Annotated in this window: 17 protein-coding genes; 10 read left to right on the top strand and 7 right to left on the bottom strand. The window is 67.4% G+C overall.

Annotated features, from left to right (window positions below):
• Window positions 1-6 precede the first annotated feature (6 nt).
• Together ACZYRS_RS14925 and alaS are read right to left on the bottom strand one after the other, a co-directional pair.
• Window positions 7-1,047 carry a 2-dehydropantoate 2-reductase gene (locus ACZYRS_RS14925; RefSeq protein ID WP_463419876.1) on the bottom strand — a complete coding sequence of 347 codons (1,041 nt, stop codon included), beginning with the start codon at window positions 1,045-1,047 and terminating at the stop codon, window positions 7-9.
• Window positions 1,047-3,671, bottom strand: coding sequence for an alanine--tRNA ligase (gene alaS / locus ACZYRS_RS14920; RefSeq protein ID WP_463419875.1), 2,625 nt, complete (start codon window positions 3,669-3,671; stop codon window positions 1,047-1,049). Before alaS ends, ACZYRS_RS14925 begins: the two co-directional genes overlap by 1 nt.
• Before the next feature lie 255 nt (window positions 3,672-3,926).
• On the opposite strand from alaS, the gene ACZYRS_RS14915 reads away from it, so the two are divergent.
• The 3 genes from ACZYRS_RS14915 (at window position 3,927) to ACZYRS_RS14905 (ending at window position 7,978) form a co-directional block, all read left to right on the top strand.
• Window positions 3,927-4,748: a ferritin-like domain-containing protein gene (locus ACZYRS_RS14915; RefSeq protein WP_463419874.1), complete on the top strand. Its 822-nt coding sequence runs from the start codon at window positions 3,927-3,929 to the stop codon at window positions 4,746-4,748.
• 159 nt (window positions 4,749-4,907) lie between these two features.
• Window positions 4,908-6,410, top strand: coding sequence for an ATPase domain-containing protein (locus tag ACZYRS_RS14910; protein WP_198788633.1), 1,503 nt, complete (start codon window positions 4,908-4,910; stop codon window positions 6,408-6,410).
• The gene (locus ACZYRS_RS14905) at window positions 6,407-7,978 is read left to right on the top strand and encodes a hybrid sensor histidine kinase/response regulator (RefSeq protein ID WP_463419873.1); all 1,572 of its coding nucleotides are present in this window, start codon (window positions 6,407-6,409) and stop codon (window positions 7,976-7,978) included. The genes ACZYRS_RS14910 and ACZYRS_RS14905 overlap by 4 nt, the downstream gene beginning before the upstream one ends.
• Before the next feature lie 12 nt (window positions 7,979-7,990).
• On the opposite strand, the gene ACZYRS_RS14900 is transcribed toward ACZYRS_RS14905, so the two are convergent.
• From ACZYRS_RS14900 to ACZYRS_RS14890, 3 genes are all read right to left on the bottom strand, one after another.
• Window positions 7,991-8,209 carry a hypothetical protein gene (locus ACZYRS_RS14900; RefSeq protein WP_198788632.1) on the bottom strand — a complete coding sequence of 73 codons (219 nt, stop codon included), beginning with the start codon at window positions 8,207-8,209 and terminating at the stop codon, window positions 7,991-7,993.
• A 511-nt stretch (window positions 8,210-8,720) separates the two neighbouring features.
• A complete protein-coding gene (locus ACZYRS_RS14895) occupies window positions 8,721-9,005 on the bottom strand; it encodes a hypothetical protein (protein ID WP_093433487.1) in 285 nt (94 codons plus the stop codon).
• 499 nt (window positions 9,006-9,504) lie between these two features.
• Window positions 9,505-9,834 carry a hypothetical protein gene (locus ACZYRS_RS14890; RefSeq protein ID WP_463419872.1) on the bottom strand — a complete coding sequence of 110 codons (330 nt, stop codon included), beginning with the start codon at window positions 9,832-9,834 and terminating at the stop codon, window positions 9,505-9,507.
• Between the two features lie 621 nt (window positions 9,835-10,455).
• Here ACZYRS_RS14890 and ACZYRS_RS14885 point away from each other — a divergent pair.
• Genes ACZYRS_RS14885 through ACZYRS_RS14875 form a run of 3 tightly spaced genes read left to right on the top strand, consistent with a single transcriptional unit; the run spans window position 10,456 to window position 12,766 of the window.
• A complete protein-coding gene (locus ACZYRS_RS14885) occupies window positions 10,456-10,752 on the top strand; it encodes a hypothetical protein (RefSeq protein WP_463419871.1) in 297 nt (98 codons plus the stop codon).
• A complete protein-coding gene (locus tag ACZYRS_RS14880) occupies window positions 10,695-11,669 on the top strand; it encodes a helix-turn-helix transcriptional regulator (protein WP_463419870.1) in 975 nt (324 codons plus the stop codon). The genes ACZYRS_RS14885 and ACZYRS_RS14880 overlap by 58 nt, the downstream gene beginning before the upstream one ends.
• A 59-nt stretch (window positions 11,670-11,728) precedes the next feature.
• The gene (locus ACZYRS_RS14875; RefSeq protein WP_463419869.1) at window positions 11,729-12,766 is read left to right on the top strand and encodes a threonine aldolase family protein; all 1,038 of its coding nucleotides are present in this window, start codon (window positions 11,729-11,731) and stop codon (window positions 12,764-12,766) included.
• Window positions 12,767-12,857: 91 nt separating this feature from the next.
• On the opposite strand, the gene ACZYRS_RS14870 is transcribed toward ACZYRS_RS14875, so the two are convergent.
• Window positions 12,858-13,550, bottom strand: coding sequence for a glutathione S-transferase family protein (locus tag ACZYRS_RS14870; RefSeq protein WP_463419868.1), 693 nt, complete (start codon window positions 13,548-13,550; stop codon window positions 12,858-12,860).
• Window positions 13,551-13,729: 179 nt separating this feature from the next.
• Here ACZYRS_RS14870 and ACZYRS_RS14865 point away from each other — a divergent pair, with 179 nt between their 5' ends.
• Both ACZYRS_RS14865 and ACZYRS_RS14860 read left to right on the top strand, forming a co-directional pair.
• The gene (locus ACZYRS_RS14865; RefSeq protein ID WP_463419867.1) at window positions 13,730-14,551 is read left to right on the top strand and encodes an SDR family oxidoreductase; all 822 of its coding nucleotides are present in this window, start codon (window positions 13,730-13,732) and stop codon (window positions 14,549-14,551) included.
• A 29-nt stretch (window positions 14,552-14,580) separates the two neighbouring features.
• Window positions 14,581-16,161, top strand: a complete 1,581-nt coding sequence (locus ACZYRS_RS14860; protein ID WP_463419866.1) for a class I adenylate-forming enzyme family protein — start codon at window positions 14,581-14,583, stop codon at window positions 16,159-16,161.
• Window positions 16,162-16,188: 27 nt separating this feature from the next.
• Here the strand turns inward: ACZYRS_RS14860 and ACZYRS_RS14855 are convergent, their stop codons facing one another.
• Window positions 16,189-16,830, bottom strand: a complete 642-nt coding sequence (locus tag ACZYRS_RS14855) for a TetR/AcrR family transcriptional regulator (protein WP_463419865.1) — start codon at window positions 16,828-16,830, stop codon at window positions 16,189-16,191.
• Between the two features lie 208 nt (window positions 16,831-17,038).
• Here ACZYRS_RS14855 and ACZYRS_RS14850 point away from each other — a divergent pair, with 208 nt between their 5' ends.
• Together ACZYRS_RS14850 and ACZYRS_RS14845 are read left to right on the top strand one after the other, a co-directional pair.
• Window positions 17,039-18,742 (top strand): tannase/feruloyl esterase family alpha/beta hydrolase, encoded by a 1,704-nt coding sequence (locus ACZYRS_RS14850; protein ID WP_463419864.1) that lies wholly within the window; start codon window positions 17,039-17,041, stop codon window positions 18,740-18,742.
• Window positions 18,739-19,908 (top strand): ABC transporter substrate-binding protein, encoded by a 1,170-nt coding sequence (locus tag ACZYRS_RS14845; protein ID WP_463419863.1) that lies wholly within the window; start codon window positions 18,739-18,741, stop codon window positions 19,906-19,908. Before ACZYRS_RS14850 ends, ACZYRS_RS14845 begins: the two co-directional genes overlap by 4 nt.
• Window positions 19,909-19,926: the final 18 nt, after the last annotated feature.

Below are 19,926 nucleotides of genomic sequence, written 5' to 3'. Positions count from 1 at the left end.
TAAGCGCTACAGGCCGAGAGCGTCTTGCAATCGCCGTGCCGGCCAGCGCTCGGGCTGGTTCGGCCAGGCTTCGAGCAGCGCGACCATGCGCGCATTGCGCGGTGCGCTCAGGCCATGTTCCTGTGCGAGGCGCACGACCTCGCCGCTGAGCGCATCGATCTCGGTGCGGCGGCCAAGCGCGAGGTCGTCGGCCATGCTGGAGCGCGCCTTCGCATCGATGCGCAGCATGCGCGCCGCGACGATGCGAAAGAGCCAATCGGGCAGCCGCAGCAGGCTCGAGAGCCGCTGCGCCGGCACCGCCGCCACCTGCGCCGGCACGATGCCGCTCACGCCGAGCACGCCCAGCGTTTCGTCGATGAGCGCCGCGAAGCACTGGCGGTAGCCGCGGTGCATCAGCTCCTCGCGCAGCGGCAGGCCCGAGAGCGCATTGACCGGGTTGTTGAGGTTCAGCAGCAGCTTGCCCCACTGCACCGGCAAGAGGTCTTCATGCAGGTCGAGCGGCACGCCGGCGCGCTCGAACACGGGGAGCCACGGGCGCAGCGCCGCATCGTCCTTCGCGGCGAGCCGGCCGGGGGTGCCGCGATGGAAGGCGCCCTCGCCGATCTCGGCCACGTTGTACGGCACCATGCCCGGCAGCACGTTGAGCGACGGTCCCGCTTGCGATGCAGCGGCGCTGTTGGAGATGCCGTTCTGCAGCGAGACGACTGTGGTGCCCGCGGGCAGCGCAAAGGCCAGTTCACCTGCGGCTTCGGCGGTGGCGCCGCTCTTCACGCAAAGGAGCACCAGCGCAGGCCTGGCGCCGGCGGGCACCTGCTCGCACAGGCGCAGCGCCGAGGGCAGGATGTGGTGCTTGGCGCCGTCCAGGTCGCTGAGCGAAAGGCCGTGGCCCGCGAGCTTCTGGAGCACGCGGGGCCGGCCGACGAAGGTGACGGGCACGCCCGCCGCGGCGAGCCGGCCGCCGATGTAGCAGCCGATGGTGCCCGCGCCCATCACGAGCACCTCGCCAAGTGGCGTGCCAGACTCTTCGCCGGGCAGCGCGTCGGTCATCAGACGCGTTCCGCGACCCAGCCCTGAACCGATTTCAGCGCGGCGGGCACGCCCGCCGCATCGGTGCCGCCGGCCATGGCCATGTCGGCCTTGCCGCCGCCCTTGCCGCCGACCTGCTGCGCCACGAAGTTGACCAGCTCGCCGGCCTTGGCCTTGCCCACGGTGTCGGCGGTGACGCCGGCCGCGATCTGCACCTTGTCGCCGTCGACGGCGGCCAGCACGATGATGGCTGTCTTGAGCTTGTCTTTCAGCTTGTCCATGGTGTCGCGCAGCGTCTTGGCATCGGCGCCGTCCAGCTTGGCCGCGAGCACCTTGATGCCATTGACGTCCACCGCCTGCGCGATGAGTTCGTCGCCCTTGGACGATGCGAGCTTGCCCTTGAGCGAGCCCACTTCGCGCTCCAGCGCCCTCACCTGATCGAGCACCTGCGTCAAGCGGCCCTGCAGCTCGGCGGCCGGCGACTTGAGCGTGGCGGCCACGCTCTGCACGGTCGATTCGAGGTCCTGCAGGTAGGTGAGCGCATTGGCGCCCGTGACCGCTTCGATGCGGCGCACGCCGGCGGCCACGCCGCCTTCGCTCACGATCTTGAAGAGGCCGATGTCGCCGGTGCGGCCCACGTGGGTGCCGCCGCACAGCTCGCGGCTCGTGCCGATGTCCAGCACGCGCACGGTCTCGCCGTACTTCTCGCCGAACAGCATCATCGCGCCGGTCTTCTGGGCCGATTCCATGTCCATCACGCGCGCCTGCGTGGCCACGTTGGCAAGGACTTCGGCATTCACGCGCTTCTCGATCTCCAGGATCTGGTCGCGCGTGACGGGGGCGTTGTGCGCGAAGTCGAAGCGCGTCTTGTCGGCATCGACCAGCGAGCCCTTCTGCTGCACGTGGTCGCCGAGCACTTCGCGCAGGGCCTTGTGCATCAGGTGGGTGACCGAGTGGTTGCGCATGGTCGCGTTGCGGCGTTCGCCGTCGACCGCGGCCTTCACTGCGTCGCCGACCTTGAGCGTGCCCTGGGTCTGCGTGCCGTGGTGGCCGAACACGTCGGCCTTGATCTTCTGCGTGTCCTCGACGCCGAACTGCACGCCTTCGGCGCTGAGCACGCCCTGGTCGCCGACCTGGCCGCCGCTCTCCGAATAGAAGGGCGTGGCGTCGAGCACGACGATGCCGGGCTGGCCTTCCTTCAGTTCGTTCACTGCCGCACCTTCGAAGTACAGCGCGACGACCTTGGCGCTTTCCTCCAGGTGCTCGTAGCCGGTGAAGGTGTTGCCCGCGCCGGTGTATTCGACGTTGCGGTCCATCTTGAACTTGCCGCCCGCACGGCCCGCGGCCTTCTGCTTTTCCATCGCGACGTTGAAGCCCGCTTCGTCGACGCTCACGCCGCGCTCGCGGCACACGTCGGCCGACAGGTCGAGCGGGAAACCGTAGGTGTCGTGCAGCTTGAAGGCGACGTCGCCCGGCAGCGTCCTGGCGTCGCCGGCCAGGGCCGCGTCGAGGATTTCCATGCCGTTGGCGAGCGTCTCGAAGAAGCGCTCTTCCTCGGCCTTGAGCGTGTCGGTGATGCGCTTCTCGTCGGCCACGAGCTTGGGGTACGCATCGCCCATGAGCTTCACGAGGTCGGGCACGAGCTTGTGGAAGAACGGCTTCTTCTGGCCCAGCTTGTAGCCGTGGCGGATCGCGCGGCGCACGATGCGGCGCTGCACGTAGCCGCGGCCTTCGTTGGAGGGGATGACGCCATCGGCCACCAGGAACGAGGTGGCGCGGATGTGGTCGGCGATCACGCGCAGCGAGTTGTTGCCCAGGTCTTTTTCGCCCGTTTCGCGGGCCGCGGCCTTGATGAGCGCGTCGAAGATGTCGATCTCGTAGTTGCTGTGCACGTGCTGCAGGATCGCGGCCAAGCGCTCCAGGCCCATGCCGGTGTCCACGCAGGGCGCGGGCAGTTTCTTGACCGAGCCGTCGGGCTGCATGTCGAACTGCATGAACACGTTGTTCCAGATCTCGATGTAGCGGTCGCCGTCTTCGTCGGGGCTGCCGGGGGGGCCGCCGGGGATCTCGGGACCGTGGTCGTAGAAGATCTCGGAGCACGGGCCGCAGGGGCCGGTGTCGGCCATCATCCAGAAGTTGTCGGACATGTAGCGCCCGCCCTTGTTGTCGCCGATGCGCACGACGCGCTCGGGGGGCAGGCCGATTTCTTTCGTCCAGATGTCGTAGGCCTCGTCGTCCTCGATGTAGACGGTGGCCCAGAGCTTCTCGGCCGGCAGCTTGTAGACCTTGGTCAAAAGCTCGAAGGCCCAGGTCAGCGATTCGCGCTTGAAGTAGTCGCCGAAGCTCCAGTTGCCCAGCATCTCGAAGAAGGTGTGGTGGCGCGCGGTGTAGCCCACGTTCTCCAGGTCGTTGTGCTTGCCGCCGGCGCGAAGGCACGCCTGGACCGAGGCGGCGCGCACGTAGTTGCGCTTGTCTTCGCCGAGGAACACGTCCTTGAACTGGACCATGCCCGAGTTGGTGAACATGAGGGTCGGGTCATTGCCCGGCACCAGCGAACTGGAGGGCACCACCGTGTGGCCCTTGGAGGCGAAGAAATCGAGAAAGGTCTTGCGGATGTCCGCGACCGTGAATGTGGGCTGGCTCATCTTTGGATTTCGTCTTCTGTCGAGGGCGGCCTGGCGATGGCGACCTCTCGTCGAAACCACTGCGTTGAACCGACCTAACTGCTTGATTTGCTTGAACAAACGATTATAGGTTTGCCCATGGCGCCCGGCCGGCCCCGGGGCGACTGCGTGATCGCAGCACCGCGGCTAATATGCGCCCTGGAGCTCCCGCGCGGCCGAACCAAACGCAGCGGGCCCCGTCCTATTCATATGCACAACATGAATCAAGGAGTCCGCATGGCAGGTCTTGAGGCCGAACACTGGAAGATCGAGGACCTCGATTTCTCGCGCATCGCGCTCGACAAGGTGCGCCCGGACGAGAATCTTTTCTACCTCGTGACCTCCGCCTCGTTCATCGAAAGCGGCTCGGACCTGTACACGCACAACCTGGTGGATTTCTTCCGCGGCGACGACGAAGTGACCGATTGGCTCTCCAACCACTGGGAGCCCGAGGAACTGCAGCACGGCCAGGCCCTGCGCGCCTATGTGCGCCATGTGTGGCCCGAATTCGAGTGGGACACGGCCTACCGCGGCTTCCTGGAGGAGTACGCGACCTACTGCAAGGTCGAGCTGCTCGCCCCCACCCGGGCCCTGGAGATGACCGCGCGCTGCGTGGTCGAGACCGGCACCGCCACCTACTACCGCGCCATGGCCCGCGCCACCGACGAGCCGGTGCTGCACGACCTGGCCACCCGCATCGCGACGGACGAGGTCAACCACTACAAGCACTTCTACCGGTTCTTCCGCCGCTATCGCGAACAGGAGAAACTCAGCCGCTTTCGCGTGATCGGCACCATTGGCCGGCGCACGCTGGAACTCAAGAGCGAGGACGCGGACTGCGCGATCCGCCACGTCGTGAAGGCCCGGGCGCCCCATCGCGCCGACGACACGGCCTATGTGCAGCAGTTGAGTGCGCGCATGAACAGCACCATCCGCACCAACCTGAGCGCCGGCAGCACGCTCAAGATGCTGATGCGGCCGCTGGAGCTGCCGGCCCGGGTGCAGACGGTGATCCAGTACCCGATCAAGCAGTTCATGCAGCACGTGTTCCTGCGCTAGCCGCCTCGGCGGCTCCGCACCTTTTCCCTCCCTGAGCATCACGGAAAGAATCGGTTCCGGCCGACAAAGGCTGGGTCGTTTTTCCGGCCTTGTCCTGCATGGTTTTTTCGCGCTCGCATGATTGAATTTGGTATCCGAATTTTTCATGGAGCAACAACGATGGAGGCCAAGGCATCAAGCCTCGGGGGACGGCAAAACAACCTGCTGGGCATCGGCGTGCCGGGGCTGGACGATGTGCTGGGCGGGGGCCTGGAGCCCAACCGCCTTTACCTGGTGGAAGGCACGCCGGGCGCCGGCAAGACGACCATCGCGCTGCAGTTCCTGCTCGAGGGCGCCCGGACGGGCGAGTCGGTCCTGTACGTCACGCTCTCGGAAACCGAGAACGAACTGCGCGGCGTGGCCAACTCCCACGGCTGGGACCTCTCGGGCATCCATGTGCGCGAGATGCTCCCCGCGCAGGACAGCCTTCACCCCGAAGAGCAGTACACGATGTTCCACCCCTCGGAGGTGGAGCTGAGCGAAACCACGTTGCGCATCCTCAGCGACGTGGACACGCTCAAGCCCTCTCGCATCGTCTTCGACTCGCTGTCCGAGTTGCGGCTGCTGTCGGGCACGTCGCTGCGGTACCGCCGGCAGATCCTGGCGTTGAAGCAGTTCTTCGCGGGCCGGCAATGCACCGTGCTGCTGCTGGACGACATGACCGCCACGGAGCACGACCTGCAGGTGCAGAGCATCGCGCACGCCGTGCTGCGGCTGGAGCAGCTCAATTCCGACTACGGCTCGGCGCGGCGGCGCCTCCTGGTAGTCAAGTACCGCGGACAGGCCTATCGCGGCGGCTTTCACGACTACAAGATCCATCGCGGGGGCCTGCAGGTGTTTCCGCGGCTTGTGGCCTCCGAGCACGCGACCAGCGCACCGCTCACCAAGATGCCCAGCGGCATCGCCGAACTGGACGACCTGCTCGGGGGCGGCCTCGAGAAGGGAACGAGCACCCTCTTCGTCGGCGCGCCGGGCACGGGCAAATCGTCGGTGGCCGTGCAGTTCGCCGTTTCCGCCGCCCGGCGGGGCGAATGCGCCGCGCTTTTCATCTTCGACGAGAGCGTCAACACGCTGCGCACGCGCTGCGCCGGCCTCGGGATGGACCTGGAGCCCTACCTCGCGTCGGGGCACCTGCGTATCAAGCAGGTCGACCCCGCCGAGCTGTCTCCGGGCGAGCTGGTCCACGAGATCCGCCTGGCCGTGACCGAGCACGCCGCAACGGTCGTCGTCATCGACAGCCTCAACGGCTATCTCAACGCCATGCCCGATGAGCGCTTTCTCATCGTGCAGCTGCACGAACTGCTGACCTACCTCGGGCAGGCCGGCGTGGCCACGCTGCTGGTCGGCGCGCAGCACGGGCTCATCGGCATGCAGATGCAGACGCCGGTCGATGCCAGCTACCTTGCGGACGCGGTCGTGTTGCTGCGCTACTTCGAATTCGAGGGCGAGGTCCGGCAGGCCATCTCGGTGCTCAAGAAACGCGGCAGCGCGCACGAGCGGACCATCCGCGATTTCTCGATGGATGGCAGCGGGCTGCACGTGGGCGAGCCCCTGCGCCACTTCCGGGGCATCCTGAGCGGCATTCCGGTGCCCATCGATGGCGTCACCGCCACCCGGCCGTGACGACGAACACGCCAGGCGCCACGATCACGCACGAAGACACGCAACTGCGCGTCCTGCTCAGGACGGCCACCTCGAAGGACGCCGTGATGGCGACCGCCGTGCTCGAGCGCGCCGGCATCGCCACCCGGGTCTGCGCCACGCTGCACGAACTGGTACTGGAAATCGGCCAGGGCGCGGGCGCCATCCTCGTGTCCGAGGAAATGCTCTCGGGCAACGATGCGGCCGACCTGTCCGACGCGGTGTCGACGCAGCCGCCGTGGTCGGACCTGCCGGTGCTGGTGCTGGCCCGCCAGGGCGCCGATTCGCGCGCCATCGCCGTGGCCATGGAGGGCATGGCCAACGTCACGGTGCTGGAGCGGCCGATCCGCGTGGCGGCCCTGGTGAGCGCGCTGCGAAGCGCCTTGCGGGCCCGGCGCCGGCAGTACGAACTGCGCCGCATCCTGGACGACCTGGGCGAAGCGGACAAGCGCAAGACCGAATTCCTCGCCACGCTGGCGCACGAGCTTCGCAACCCGATGGCGCCGCTGAGCACGGCGCTGGCCATCCTCACGCGCAAGCCGCTCACGCCCGAAGCCGCGCAGCCCTACTACCAGCTCATGGGCCGCCAGATCGATCACATGGTGCGCCTGGTGAACGACCTGATGGAGGTGTCGCGCATCACCCGCGGAAAGATCGAACTCCAGCTCGGCGAGCTGATGGTCGACCAGGTGATCCGCGATGCCGTGGAGCTCAGCCGGCCGCTGATGGACGCCGGCCGGCACCAGCTGCAGGTGCATGCGGCAGATGCCTCATTGGCTGTCGAAGGAGACGGGGTGCGGCTCACGCAGGTGTTCTCCAACCTGTTGAACAACGCCGCCAAGTACACGCCCGAAGGCGGCCGGATCGATGTGTTCGTCGAGCGCGACGGCGCGAATGCGGTGGTCCGCGTCCTCGACAACGGCGCCGGCCTTCCGCCTGACATGCTGGCGTCGATCTTCGACATGTTCGTGCAGGTGAGCGGCACGGCCAGGGCCGCCCAGGGGGGCCTGGGCATCGGGCTCACGCTGGTGAAGAGCCTGGTGGAACTGCACGGGGGCACTGTCAGCGCGAAGAGCGCCGGCCTCGGCCAGGGCAGCGAATTCGTGGTGACGCTGCCGTTGGCGATCGCGCACGATGCGGGGGGCGAGAAGCGCGCGGCCCCCTCCACTGAAGCGGTCATCGCGCGGCACAGCATCCTGGTCGTCGATGACAACCGCGATGCGGCGGAATCGCTGGCGGCGCTGCTGGGCCTTCTCGGGGCGCGCACCGCCGTGGCGTTCAGCGGCACCGAAGCGCTGAAGACGGCGGACGGCTTTCGTCCCTCGCTGGCGATCCTGGACATCGGCATGCCCGGCATGGATGGCTGCGAACTGGCCCGCAGGCTTCGGGCCGACCCCGCGCACAGCGGGCTGACGCTGATCGCACTGACGGGATGGGGCCAGCCGGACGACAGGGTGCGCATTGCCCAGGCCGGCTTCGACCATCACTTGCTCAAACCCGTCGATATGGAGGAACTGTCGATGGCGCTGCGGCGGCTGGCGCAGCGCTAGTCGAAGGGCGTTTCAGGCGCCGCTGAACCGGCGCAATGCGCGGTGGCCGAGCCGGGTGAGTTCGGTCACCGTTGCCACGGGCATATCGACTTCGGGGGAGCGAGGCTGCGGAAAGATGGCCTTCACGCAGCCCTCCTGCAACAGGGCCTGAACGGCGGCAATGCCCTGCGCACCTGCGACGGTGGCGGGCAATGGCTGCGTGGAGAGGTAGTGCAACAGCGAGTGGCGCATGCTTCTTGAAGGTCCTGGATGAACGACAGGGATCGCATCAGGCGCGGAGAAAGAAATCTTGACGACCTTCAGCCTCGAGGAACCGCTGCAAAGAGCGGGTGCAAAAGCGGGTGCAGAAGCAACCTCTACCAACGCCGGAAGACCGTCAAGATTCAGTATCGTTCTCCAACCTTAAGCCGAACTGAAAACCAGCCGCCTGCCCTGTCATCCGGGTCACGAGGCTATTGCCATGCCGGAGCGTCCGCCAGTGTCGAAAGTCATTCGTCCGTTCCTGGCTTGCCCGCATGGGCACCACGTCACGTTTCGCCGGGTTGGCGCCTTCCTTCAGAAGTGCTGAGCAACGATCACCACGGCACCGGCCAACGAGATGACCCCACCAACGACTTTTCTGAACATCTTCATGCGGCTCTCCAAGAATGAGCCTTGATGGTGCCGTGTCTGCCCGCGCCACAGGTTTGGCAATATTCATGTCCGGGATAGCGATGGCCGGCTTGCGTGCTTCGGCAGGCGCTCAGGTCGCTGATGTCAGCCCCGGCTTGCGAGTGCCATCCAGCGAATACAACTGCGGCCGATCCTCGGCCAAGACATCGGCAGGCCCGTGTTCCGCGCCGCGCGGCTGCCGGTAGAGCTCGCTCTCGAGCCGCCGAACGCGCTCGGCGTACATCCGCGCCAGTGCACTGTGATGCTCCGCGGCGGCCTGGTGCTCGATGCGTGCCATCTGCGCTTCTTCCAGCAACGCCGACGCCCTTTTGAGGTAGGCGGTATGGCTGGGACGAAACAAGAAGTCGAAGGTCATTTCATGCTCCTTGCCGCAACATTGCGGTCAGGAGATGTTCCTCCCGCGAGCCCTGGGAAGTCTGTCAGCGCGCGCCTACCCCGGTTTGTGCAACAACTGTTTTTACCTAACACATGGCCATGTCATGTTTTCCATTTTCAATGGGGACAATGTTGTGGAAAACCATGTGTGAAGAGTTCAGGATCGTTGCCTGGCGTGGCCTGCAACACGGTGCCTGCAAAAGCGGCAGCCTGCGAAAAATATTTGGGCTCGGCCCGGATTCCGTTCCTTGGCGGGCACAAAAACGTCGTCTGGTACAATCGCCCCTCGCTCAGATTCACTCTGAGTGTTGCCTGGCCAGGCAAGCCGAATCTCACACCGGCGCGTCGAAGTCACTACGACGAGAAAAACAACAGGTGGCTTCCGCAATTGAACATTTGCCGTAACGTGGACCGCGTGAGAGTTCACGACCACATTCCAAAGCCCGCCTCGTGCGGGCTTTTTCGTTGGCCTTCCCGTCCTAGCCCACGACTTCGCTCTCGAGTTCGCGCTGCGCGCCGCGCGGAAGCTCGGACAGGAACGTCGCCACGATGATGGCCGCGGCCCGATCCACTTCGAGCACATCGGTGATGCCGAACTGAAGCAACGCCGTCTTGCCCGTGGCGCCGAGCGGCCGGCGCAGTTCGAGAAGAACTTCGGCCGCCAACTCGCGATCGGTGCGCGCCCGACCGTCGGGTCGCATCACCCATCGATCGACCTGGTCGAACGGCATGCTGCGAAACACCCCGACCACGGGGAAATACTGGAACCGCTCTTCGTCGAGCCGGATCGGAATGCTGAAGCGGCACACGAATGTGTCCACCTCAGGTGACAGTTCATTCATAACTCCCATGAGACACCTCTTTTTGTTGCGAAGAGTGTGCTGCAGCGATCCGCACGTTGGGAATGGCTGGCCTGCGACATAAGGCACAACAGGACACAATTACACAAACTTCATGGCTTGAAGTGGCATTAATTCACGCATCCAAGAACGTCGGGCGCAAAAAAAACCCAGCACCAGGCTGGGTTGAATCTCTTTAGGTGCTGTCACACACAGAGAACTCGCACTTCGAAGCGAGTTCGCAAAATCTAGGGCTTCGCGCAGATCAGTCTTGTCAGACGAGACCGACACTTCGAGCGCCATGGCCGGGCAGCAACGTTTGCAGCCTGCCAAATACTTCACGTTTTTAAGTGTGTCCTACGCTGACAGCCTAATTTTGGCTTACAGCCGATTGCAGCCACCCCACCGACGATCGAGGGGTTGTCACGCAACAGGGCCGCATAAAAGAAGAGCTCTCTGTTTCGTCCTTAGAGCGCCCTGCACGGGCTCCTCGAACCCGCTTCGGCGGGTATTTTTTTGCCTGGTCCCGCGGCGGGATCCTTCGCATACGCGAGCCTCCGGGACGAAGGCCCGCGCAGCGTCACGACCTCGATGGCCAGCGCTCCCCCGGGCGCCAGCGGCTTCCGGCTGATGTGGGGCCTGTCGGAAACGCGTCGGCTCGCCAGCGGCGCGCTGATCGACACAAGCCGCCGCCTCCTCGGCGAAGCAGCGCAGCAGGCGCAGACCGAAATCCTCACCTCTTCGCCCTACTTCGTGCCCAGCCCCGTCGCGCTCGAGGGCCTGCGCCGCAACGCCGGCCAGGGTGACGGACAGCGAGCCCGGAGCAGTCCATGGATGCGCTTCAAGCTGCAATGGCAGTTGCTCATGATTCCCGAATCGATGCTGTAGGGCTGCATGCGGTTGCATCTACCATGCGAGAAATCCGCCCACCTGCAGGAGCCGCGTCTTTGCGTGAAGAGGTTCATTACAGCCGCGCGATCGAGGTACCCGGCCTTGTCCTGAGCACGGCCCGGTTTTCCGCCTTTCGCTTCAAGCCCCATTACCACCTGGACTGCCACGTCGCGCTCGTGGCCGATGGCGTGCAACGCCAGCAGTTCAAGGGCGAATCGCTGTTGCTCACCCGCGGCGCGATCCAGCTGATGCCGCCCGGCGAGGTGCACGACGGCGTCGCGGGCGCCAACGAGGCCTACACGCTGCAGACGTTCCGGCTTTCTCCCGAACTGCTGGCGGGCCTGGGCGAAGAGATCACCGGCAAGCACCACTTCCCCTCGCAAGCGGCCGTGGTGCTGCGCGACACGCGGCTGGCCGAACGACTGATCGGCATGCACACCGCGCTGCGGAACGCGTCGGACGATCCGCTGCTGCAAGAGGCGCACGTCATGGAGCTCTTCGAGTCCCTGTTCGCGCGGCTGCTGAAGCCATCGCCCCAGGTTATCTCCGGTACGTTGACGCCGCGGCAACTCATGCGCGTGCGCGACTTCATGGAAGCGCGCCTGTGCGACAAGGTCGTGCTGGAAGATCTCGCGTTTTTGCTGGGCCTCGACCGGTTCCGGTTTCTCAAGCTCTTCAAGCGCACGGTCGGCATGACGCCCCATGCGTGGTTGCTGCGGTTGCGGCTCGAGCGAGCGGTCGAGCTGATCAAGACGAACCGCGACATGCCGATCACCGACGTGGCGCACGCCGTCGGTTTCTTCGACCAGAGCCACTTCACGCGCGCGTTCAGCGACGCCTACAGCGTGACGCCGGCCCGCTTCCAGCGCCCTGCCGGCAACTTTTTACAAGGCGATCGCGGTTCCGCTCGGTAGCCTGCGGTGCTCGATGCCCGCCCGGTTCCGGGCCGGGCGCCCACACACGACGGCACCGAATGACCACCTTCAGTTTTCTCGACGACTACAGCGAGGGCGCGCACCCCGACATCCTGCGCGCGCTCGCGCAGACCAACCTCGCGCAGCAGGCGCCCTACGGCGACGACGCCTACTCGGCCGATGCGGCATCGAGGATCAAGGCGCACCTGGGCGGCGCGTTCGAAGGCGCCATCCACTTCGTTGCCAGCGGCACCATGGCCAACATCGCTTCGATCTCCAGTTGCCTGCGCCCGCACGAAGCCGTGATCGCCGTGAGCTCCGGCCATATCGTCGTGCGGGAAGCCGGCGCGATCGAGGCCACGGGACACAAGCTCATCCTCGTTCCCGCGGTCGATGGAAAGATCACGCCCGAGAACATCGAGGAGGCGCTCGAGACCAACTCGCACTTTCCCCACATGGCCCGGCCGCGGCTCATCTACCTGTCGAATGCGACGGAAACGGGCACGGTCTACACGCTGGCCGAATTGCGCAGCATCTCCGCGCTCGCGAGGCGGCGGGGGCTCATCCTGTTTCTCGATGGCGCCCGCCTCGGGGCCGCGCTGGCTTCGCACAGGAACGATGCGACGCTGGCCGACATCGCTTCGCTGGTCGACCTGTTCTGGATCGGCGGGACCAAGGTGGGCGCGCTGCTGGGCGAGGCCATCGTGGTGTGCAACCCGGCGCTTGCAGAGGACTTCGCCTTTCACCTCAAGCAGCGCGGCGGCATGCTGGCCAAGGGGCGGTTGCTCGGCATCCAGTTCCGTGAATTGTTCGGCGATGGCAATCTGTTCTTCGCCATGGCGCGGCACGCGAATGCCATGGCGGCAAGGCTGGCGGCCGGCATCGCCGCGGGCGGCTACGGATTCGCTGCGGCGACCGAGACGAACCAGGTGTTCCCCATTTTTCCGAACGCCGTCGTCGCCGCGCTGCAGAAGGACTTCGCGTTCTACGTGTGGGGCCGACCGGACGAAGAACATTCGGTGATTCGCCTGGTCAGCTCATGGGCCACTGCCGAGGACCAGGTCGACGCCTTCCTGTCCCGTCTTGCGACGGACTGACGCTGCCGCGGCGCCGCTAGCACGCCAGCCGCGACAAGGATCTCCAGTGCCATCGCGGAGCGATTGCCCAGGGCCCGTTTGATGGCCACACTCATTCGCGCACCTGCGACCGCTTCCCGAGCCCCACGCCGGCCGTCGGCAACAGCGCAAGGCCCTGGCGCGCAGCCGCGTCGTCCTGCACCGCCATCGCACGCACGAAACCTGCGCGCGAACTCAGGCGCTCCCAGTACCGCCGCACCGCCGGCCCGAAGCGCTCGTGGTGGCCCAGCACGCGGGCCAGCAGCAAGGCGTAGCCAATGGAAATGTCGGCTGCCGTGAAGCGCCCGGCGCACGCAAAGTCCTGCGCCTCGATCCGCTGTTCGAGCGCCCGCAGGCGCACGAAGAAGAACCGGGCGTAGTCCTCCGCGGCCTGGGGCTGGCGGCGCTCCTCGGGCTCCAGCAGGGTGTAGCGCAGCACCAGGGTCTGCGGAAAGGTCAGCGAGGCCTCGCCGAAGTGGAGCCAGTTCAGGTAGTCGCCGTAGCCCGCCTCGCCGCGCTCCACGTCCAGCGAGGTCGGCGCGTGCAGGCTGGCCAGGTACTGGCAGATCGCGGCCGACTCGGTCATGCGCGTCTGGCCATCGACCAGCAGCGGCACCGTGCCCTGCGGGTTGATCTCCAGGTACGCGGGGTGCAGCACCCGCGGCGGAAACGGGAGCATCTCCAGCCGGTAGGCCGCGCCGAGTTCCTCGAGCATCCAGAGGACGCGGAACGAGCGTGCATTCGCGCAGTGGTAGAGCGTGATCATCGAATGAAGGGCTCGACGCCGGGAGTTGCGCCGATGGTCGCACGCCCCCGCCCCGGCACCTTGCGTCGATTGGCTGCGTTGGCCGCATCCGCCGCAGCCAGTCTGCGCAAGTCTTTTGCCGCACCGGCGCATAGCCTGCGGGCTCCTGCGATCGCGCATCGCGATTTCCGAAAGCCTGCATGCAGTCCCTGAAATCGAAAACACTCTTCATCACCGGCGCGAGCCGCGGCATCGGCAAGGCCATCGCGCTGCGGGCCGCGCGCGACGGCGCAAATATCGTGGTCGCGGCCAAGACGGCAACGCCCGATCCGCGCCTGCCCGGCACCATCCACAGCGCCGCCGAGGAAATCGTCGCGGCCGGCGGACAGGCGCTCGCGGTGGTGGTCGACGTGCGCGACGAAGCCCAGGTGCGCGCCGCCGTCGATGCGGCGGTGGCGCGCTTCGGCGGCATCGACATCCTGGTCAACAACGCCAGCGCGATCCACCTGGAGACCGTCGAGCGCACGCCGATGAAGCGCTACGACCTCATGTTCGAGATCAACGCGCGGGGCAGCTACCTGTGCGCGCAGGCCTGCCTGCCGCACCTGGAGAAAGCGGCCAATCCGCACATCTTGACGCTGTCGCCGCCGCTGGACATGAACCCCAAGTGGTTCGCGCGCCATGCGGCCTACACCACCTCGAAGTACGCGATGAGCATGCTCAGCCGCGGCCTGGCCGAGGAGCTGCGCGGGCGCGGCATCGCGAGCAACTCGCTGTGGCCGCGCACCGTGATCGCCACCAGCGCCCTGCGCATCGCCGCGCCCGACGTGGCCGGACAGGCGCGCCTGCCGGCCATCATGGCCGACGCCGCGTGGCACATCCTGACGCGCCCGAGCCGCGAGCTCACCGGCCAGTTGCTGATCGACGAGCAGGTGCTGCGCGATGCCGGCGTCGCCGATTTCGCGCCGTACCTGGTGACGCCGGGCGTCGAGCCGCTGATCGATTTCTTCGTCGAACCGTGACCGGGCCAGCGAGCCCTCCAGGAGCCCTCATGCAGACAGCCGACGCCGAACGCACCCGCATCGCCCGCATCTCGCTCGCCGACATCGTGCGGCGCAGCGCCCGCCGCAACCCCGACAAGACCGCCGTCATCCAAGGCGAGCGGCGCATCAGCTTCTCGGCGCTCGATGCGGCGAGCGAACGCGTCGGCGAGGCGCTGCGCGACCAGGGGCTCACCGGCCGCCGCATCGCGACGATGTGCGTCAACTCGATCGAGCACCTCGCGGCCATCCAGGCCATCCACAAGTCGGGCAACGTCTGGGTGCCGGTGAATGTGCAGCTCGATGCGGCCTCGATCGAACATGTGCTCAGCCACGCCGAAGCCAGCGGCGTCTTCATCGACGCCACGCTGTTCGCGGTGCCGGCGCTGCGCGCGCTGGTCGAGCGGCTGGGGCTGCGCGCGGTCGTGATCGGCGCGCACGAGCCCATCGCCGGCACGCTGCAGTTCGATGCGCTCGCATCGCGCCCGCCGGCGCAACCGCTGGCCGTTGACCAGGGCGACGACGACCTCGCGCTCGTCATGTACACCAGCGGCACCACGGGAAAGCAGAAGGGTGTGATGCATTCGCACCGCGCGATCCACGGCGCGCTGCTGAGCTGCGCGCAGAGCTTCGAAGCCACCGAGCGCGACGTCGTCGGCTCGGTGCTGCCGCTTTTTCACTGCGCGCAGCACACCATCAGCATGGGGGCGTTGATGGTGGGGGCCACGATCTGGCTGGCCAACGGCTTCGACCCCGCGGCCATGCTGGCGGCGATCGCGCGCGAACGCATCAGCTGGCTCTCGTGCCTGCCGATGATGTTCGATGCATTGATGAAACACCCCGAGCGCCCGCGCACCGATGTCTCCTCGCTGCGCATGTGCATGTACGGCCTCGCGCCGATGCCGAAGAACCTGCTCGCAGAGGTGCGCCGCGAGATGTGCGCCGACGTGCGCCTGGGCACCGGCCAGACCGAGATGTACCCGCCGACCATGGTCTACCGCGCGAGCGAGCATCCGGACAAGGACGGCAACTGCTGGGGCGTTTCGGTCGCGGGCGTGGAGACCGCTGTGATGGACGACGACGGCCGGCTGCTCGGGCCGGGCGAGGTCGGAGAGATCGTGCACCGCGGCCCCAACGTCTTTCTGGGTTACCTCAAGGACCCCAAGGCCACCGCCGCGGCGCGCCGCTTCGGCTGGCACCACACGGGCGACATCGGCATGTTCGACGCCGACGGGCAGATGCTGTTCCTCGACCGCAAGAAGGACATGATCAAGTCCGGCGGCGAGAACGTCTCCAGCATCAAGCTCGAAGCCGTGCTGCTGGCCCACCCCGCGGTCGCCGGCGCGGCCGTGGTGGGGCTGCCGCATCCGCACTGGGGCGAGGCGGTCGCGGCGTTCGTGGTGCTGCGCCCAACGGCCGACGCGTGCGGCGAGGACGAACTGCTCGCGTTCTGCAGGGAGCGCCTGGGCCGCTTCGAGGTGCCCAAGTCGGTCCGCTTCGTCGGCGGGCTGCCGATGACGCCGACGGGGAAGGTGCAGAAGTTCCAGCTGCGCACCGCGCATCTAGGGCTCTTTGCGGCCGAAGAGGGATAGGCGCGCGCGCAGCCGGTCAGGGCGACTTCACCGGCGCCTGCCGCGCGTCGCCTCGGTCTTCTTTTTCGGCGCGATCTCCAGGCCCGAGATGCCGTTCACGAACAGCTGCGTCGCGATCGGCGCCATCTCTTCGTAGGTGAACCGTCCGCCGGGCCGGAACCAGGTGAACATCCAGTTGAGCATGCCGAAGAGGAACATCGTCAGCAGCTTGTGAAGCTGCGCGTCGTGCAGGTCGGGGCGCGTCGCGGCGATGGCGTTGGCGAACACCTGCACCACCGTGCGTTCCTTGTCGAGCACGCGCGCCTGCGCCTCGGGGGCGAGGAAGCGCACGTCTTCGGTGAGCACGCGGTGCTCGTTCTGCGCCTCCGCGTACTCGCGCATGAACGCCTCGATGAGCTCGGGCAGGCGCTGCTCCGCGGCGAGGTCCAGCGCTTCCACCCCCGTCACGATGTCGACCAGCCGCGAGACATGGCCGTCGGCGATGTGCAGCAGCACCTCGGCCTTGTCCTTGAAGTGGTGGTACAGGCCGGGCTTGGAGAGGTGGCTGGCCTCGGCGATCTCGTTCATCGACGTCGCCGCATAGCCCTTGCGGGCGAACAGCTCGGCGGCGCTTCGGGCGATCAGGCTGCGCTGGTCGCCCGGGCGGGGAGAAGGAAGGTCAACGGTCATGGGTTCGAGAGGAACAGGCCCTGCGCCAGGCGGCGCGATCGTGGATCTTAGGGGTTAGTCCCGAGCTTTCGCCGCTTGCCTGGGTTCGGGCTCATGCGTTAGCCTCGCCCTGCTTTCATACCGACCGACCGGTCGGTAGCCAGATCGGCAGACATCGAGAGAGATTTGCCGGGCATCCGGCGCACCACTCAAACACTGGAGACAACCCATGCGCAACGAAAAACATAAACCTCGAGCCCTGCTGTCGAAGGGCCTGCTGCTGGCCGCAGGCCTGGCCCTGCAAGCCTGCGGAGGCGGTGGTGGTGGAGGCAGTGGCTTCCTGCCGATCGTTCCTCCGCCCGCACCCGCACCGGCGCCCCCTGCACCGCCGCCGCCCACGGGCCCCACCGCCGAGCAGCTCAAGAGCACCTGCACCACGCTCAAGGGACAGGTCATCGAAGGCGTGACCGTCACCGGCACCGTGCGCTTCGAGGCGAAGGCGCCGCTCTATCCATCGGGCTTCTGCCAGGTGCTGGGCACGCGCGCGCCGTTCCTGGACATCGAGATCGACGTGCCCGACAACTGGACCGGCCGCTACTGGCAGCAGGGCGGTGGCGGCTTCGACGGGCGCATCGCCTCGGTGGTGACGACCGACTCGGGCGGCGCGGTGGTCGCGGTCAGCCCCGTGCTCGCGGTGAAGGGCGCGGTGTACGCAGCGTCCAACGGCGGCAACCGGGCCAGCGTGCCTGCACAGGCCGCGCCGGGGGTGTGGGTGAGCGGCACGCCCGACGCCCAGCAATCGGCCATCGACTACGCGTACGCCGCCGGAGGCACCACGCTGCGCTTCGGCAAGGCCGTCGCCAAGGCCTTCTTCGGCAAGGCGCCGAGCCACAGCTACTTCAGCGGCTGCTCCAACGGCGGGCGCAACGCCTACATCGCCGCGCAACGCTGGCCACAGGAGTTCGACGGCATCGTCGCCGGCTGCGAGACCATGGACATGGGCGGTGCCGTCACCGGCCTCATGAACACGGCCGCCAAGGCGGCCACGCCGGCCGAGATCAGCCCGCCCCAGTACGCCGCCGCCTATGCGGCCGCGGTGGCAGCCTGCGACGCCAGCGACGGCGCGACCGACGGCTACCTCGCCAACCCTGGCGCGTGCGCCCTGCCCGCCGCGTCGCTGCAATGCGGCCAGCCCGGCGCGAATGCCGACCCCGCGCTCTGCCTGTCGGCGGCGCAGGTGCCCACGCTCGCGGGCTTGCTCAACGACCTGACACTGGCCTCCGGCGCCACCGCGTACAGCCGGTACAACTGGACCAACTTCGCGCCAGCGTCCCCCATTCCCGGCGTGCCGGCGCTGGGCGTGACGAGCTATGGCGGCCTGGGTGGCGGCTTCGCGTTCCTGGCGACCAACGATCCGTTGTGGTTCGGCGCGCCGCCTCCGGGCACGGCGCCGGCGCCCAACCTGGCGAGCTTCGACGTCAACCGCGATTACTACGTCTTCAGCAGCGGCCTGCAGCGCCTGGGCGCCGACCACGACAGGAACGCCATCGCGGCCTACGTGGCGTCGGGCGGCAAGTTGCTCTCCTGGCACGACGCGGGGGATCCGTTGATGTCGGTCAACGACCACGTTCGCAACTTCACCACCATGTCCGCCGCCGCGAAGGCCTTCGGCCTGGCCGACCCGCGCGCCAACGCCCGCATGTTCATCGTGCCCGCTTCGACCCACGGGGCGGGCGGCAACCTGAACGAGGTCGACTGGCTCGGCGCCGTCGTCGACTGGGTGGAGAACAGCAAGGCGCCGGACCAGCTGACCTACAACTTCATGGCCGGCGCCACGGCCCGCACGATGCCGGTCTGCGAGTCGCCGAAGTACCCGCGCTACAACGGGACGGGCGACGTCAACGCCGCGGCCAGCTTCACCTGCACGCCGTGAGGGATCGAGCGACGGCGACGCGGCGGCGCGCGCTGCGAGTCATGGGCGCGGGCGCGGCGGCGCTGGTCGCGGCGCCGTGGGCCCGATGGGCGTCTTCGGCGCCGCGCACCGAGGCCGACGCGGAGATCCTGATCGGCCAGTCGTGCCAGCTGAGCGGCCCGCTCGCCCCGCTGACGCGCGAGCTCCAGGAAGGCGCGGCCTGGTGCTTCGAGCAGGTCAACGCCAGGGGCGGCGTGCACGGGCGGCAGCTGAAGGTGGTCGCGCTGGACGACGCCTACGACCCGCAGCGCACCGCGGACAACGCGCGGCAGCTGATCGACAAGCACGGCGTCTTCGCGCTCTTCAACCTCGCGGGCACGCCGACCACCCTGGCCGCGCTCCCGGTGGTGCGGGAGCGCAAGGTGCCGCTGGTCGCGCCCTTCACCGGAACCGATGCGCTGCGCAGCGGCTTCGACCGCTACGTCTTCAACGTGCGCGCCGGCTATGCGGACGAGATCGAGAAGATCGTGCAGCACCTGGCCGTGCTGGGCATCGACCGCGTGGGCGTGGCCTATCTGGACAACGCGTTCGGCACGGGCGGGCTGGACGCCCTCAAGAGCGCGGCCGCCCGGCGCGGCGTGGCGCTTGCGGCGGCAACGCCGCTGGCCGTCGACGGCAGCGGGCTGCAAGCGGCGGCGCAGGACCTCGCGCGCGCCAGGCCGCCGGTGGTCGTCCTGGTCACGGCGGGCAAGGTCACGAGCGACTTCATCGCGGCCTATGCATCGGCCGGGGCCAGCGCGCAGTTCTATGCCTTGTCGGTGGTCAGCTCCCAGCAGCTGATCCAGGCGCTGGGCGATCGCAGCAAGGGCGTCGCGATCGCGCAGGTGATGCCCTATCCGTGGGGCAGCGCCACGCGGCTTGCGCGCGAACTCTCCGACCTGGCAAGCCGCAAGGGCGTGGAGGCCGGCTACAACCACATGGAAGGTTTCGTGTCCGCCAGGGTGCTGGTCGAAGGGCTGCAACAGGCCGGCCCGTCGCCCACGCGCGAGAGCTTCGTGCGCGGGCTCGAAGGGCTTCGTGAACTCGACCTCGGCGGCTACGTGGTGCGCTTTTCCGACCGCAACCACAACGGCTCGAACCACGTCGAGCTGACGATCGTCGGTGCGTCGAAGCGGGTCTTGCGCTGATCGGCAGCCGGTGCGCGA

The organism is Variovorax sp. AC194 (assembly GCF_979257995.1).
The sequence above is the reverse complement of the archived record's forward strand: the minus strand, read 5'-3'. Positions and strand labels throughout refer to the sequence as shown.

Bases quoted from the DNA above. Each gene is read 5' to 3' on its own strand.
- ACZYRS_RS14925 (WP_463419876.1), bottom strand. From the start codon at position 1,047: ATGACCGACGCGCTGCCCGGCGAAGAGTCTGGCACGCCACTTGGCGAG.
- alaS (WP_463419875.1), bottom strand. From the start codon at position 3,671: ATGAGCCAGCCCACATTCACGGTCGCGGACATCCGCAAGACCTTTCTC.
- ACZYRS_RS14915 (WP_463419874.1), top strand. From the start codon at position 3,927: ATGGCAGGTCTTGAGGCCGAACACTGGAAGATCGAGGACCTCGATTTC.
- ACZYRS_RS14910 (WP_198788633.1), top strand. From the start codon at position 4,908: ATGGAGGCCAAGGCATCAAGCCTCGGGGGACGGCAAAACAACCTGCTG.
- ACZYRS_RS14900 (WP_198788632.1), bottom strand. From the start codon at position 8,209: ATGCGCCACTCGCTGTTGCACTACCTCTCCACGCAGCCATTGCCCGCC.
- ACZYRS_RS14895 (WP_093433487.1), bottom strand. From the start codon at position 9,005: ATGACCTTCGACTTCTTGTTTCGTCCCAGCCATACCGCCTACCTCAAA.
- ACZYRS_RS14885 (WP_463419871.1), top strand. From the start codon at position 10,456: ATGGCCAGCGCTCCCCCGGGCGCCAGCGGCTTCCGGCTGATGTGGGGC.
- ACZYRS_RS14880 (WP_463419870.1), top strand. From the start codon at position 10,695: ATGGATGCGCTTCAAGCTGCAATGGCAGTTGCTCATGATTCCCGAATC.
- ACZYRS_RS14875 (WP_463419869.1), top strand. From the start codon at position 11,729: ATGACCACCTTCAGTTTTCTCGACGACTACAGCGAGGGCGCGCACCCC.
- ACZYRS_RS14870 (WP_463419868.1), bottom strand. From the start codon at position 13,550: ATGATCACGCTCTACCACTGCGCGAATGCACGCTCGTTCCGCGTCCTC.
- ACZYRS_RS14865 (WP_463419867.1), top strand. From the start codon at position 13,730: ATGCAGTCCCTGAAATCGAAAACACTCTTCATCACCGGCGCGAGCCGC.
- ACZYRS_RS14860 (WP_463419866.1), top strand. From the start codon at position 14,581: ATGCAGACAGCCGACGCCGAACGCACCCGCATCGCCCGCATCTCGCTC.
- ACZYRS_RS14855 (WP_463419865.1), bottom strand. From the start codon at position 16,830: ATGACCGTTGACCTTCCTTCTCCCCGCCCGGGCGACCAGCGCAGCCTG.
- ACZYRS_RS14850 (WP_463419864.1), top strand. From the start codon at position 17,039: ATGCGCAACGAAAAACATAAACCTCGAGCCCTGCTGTCGAAGGGCCTG.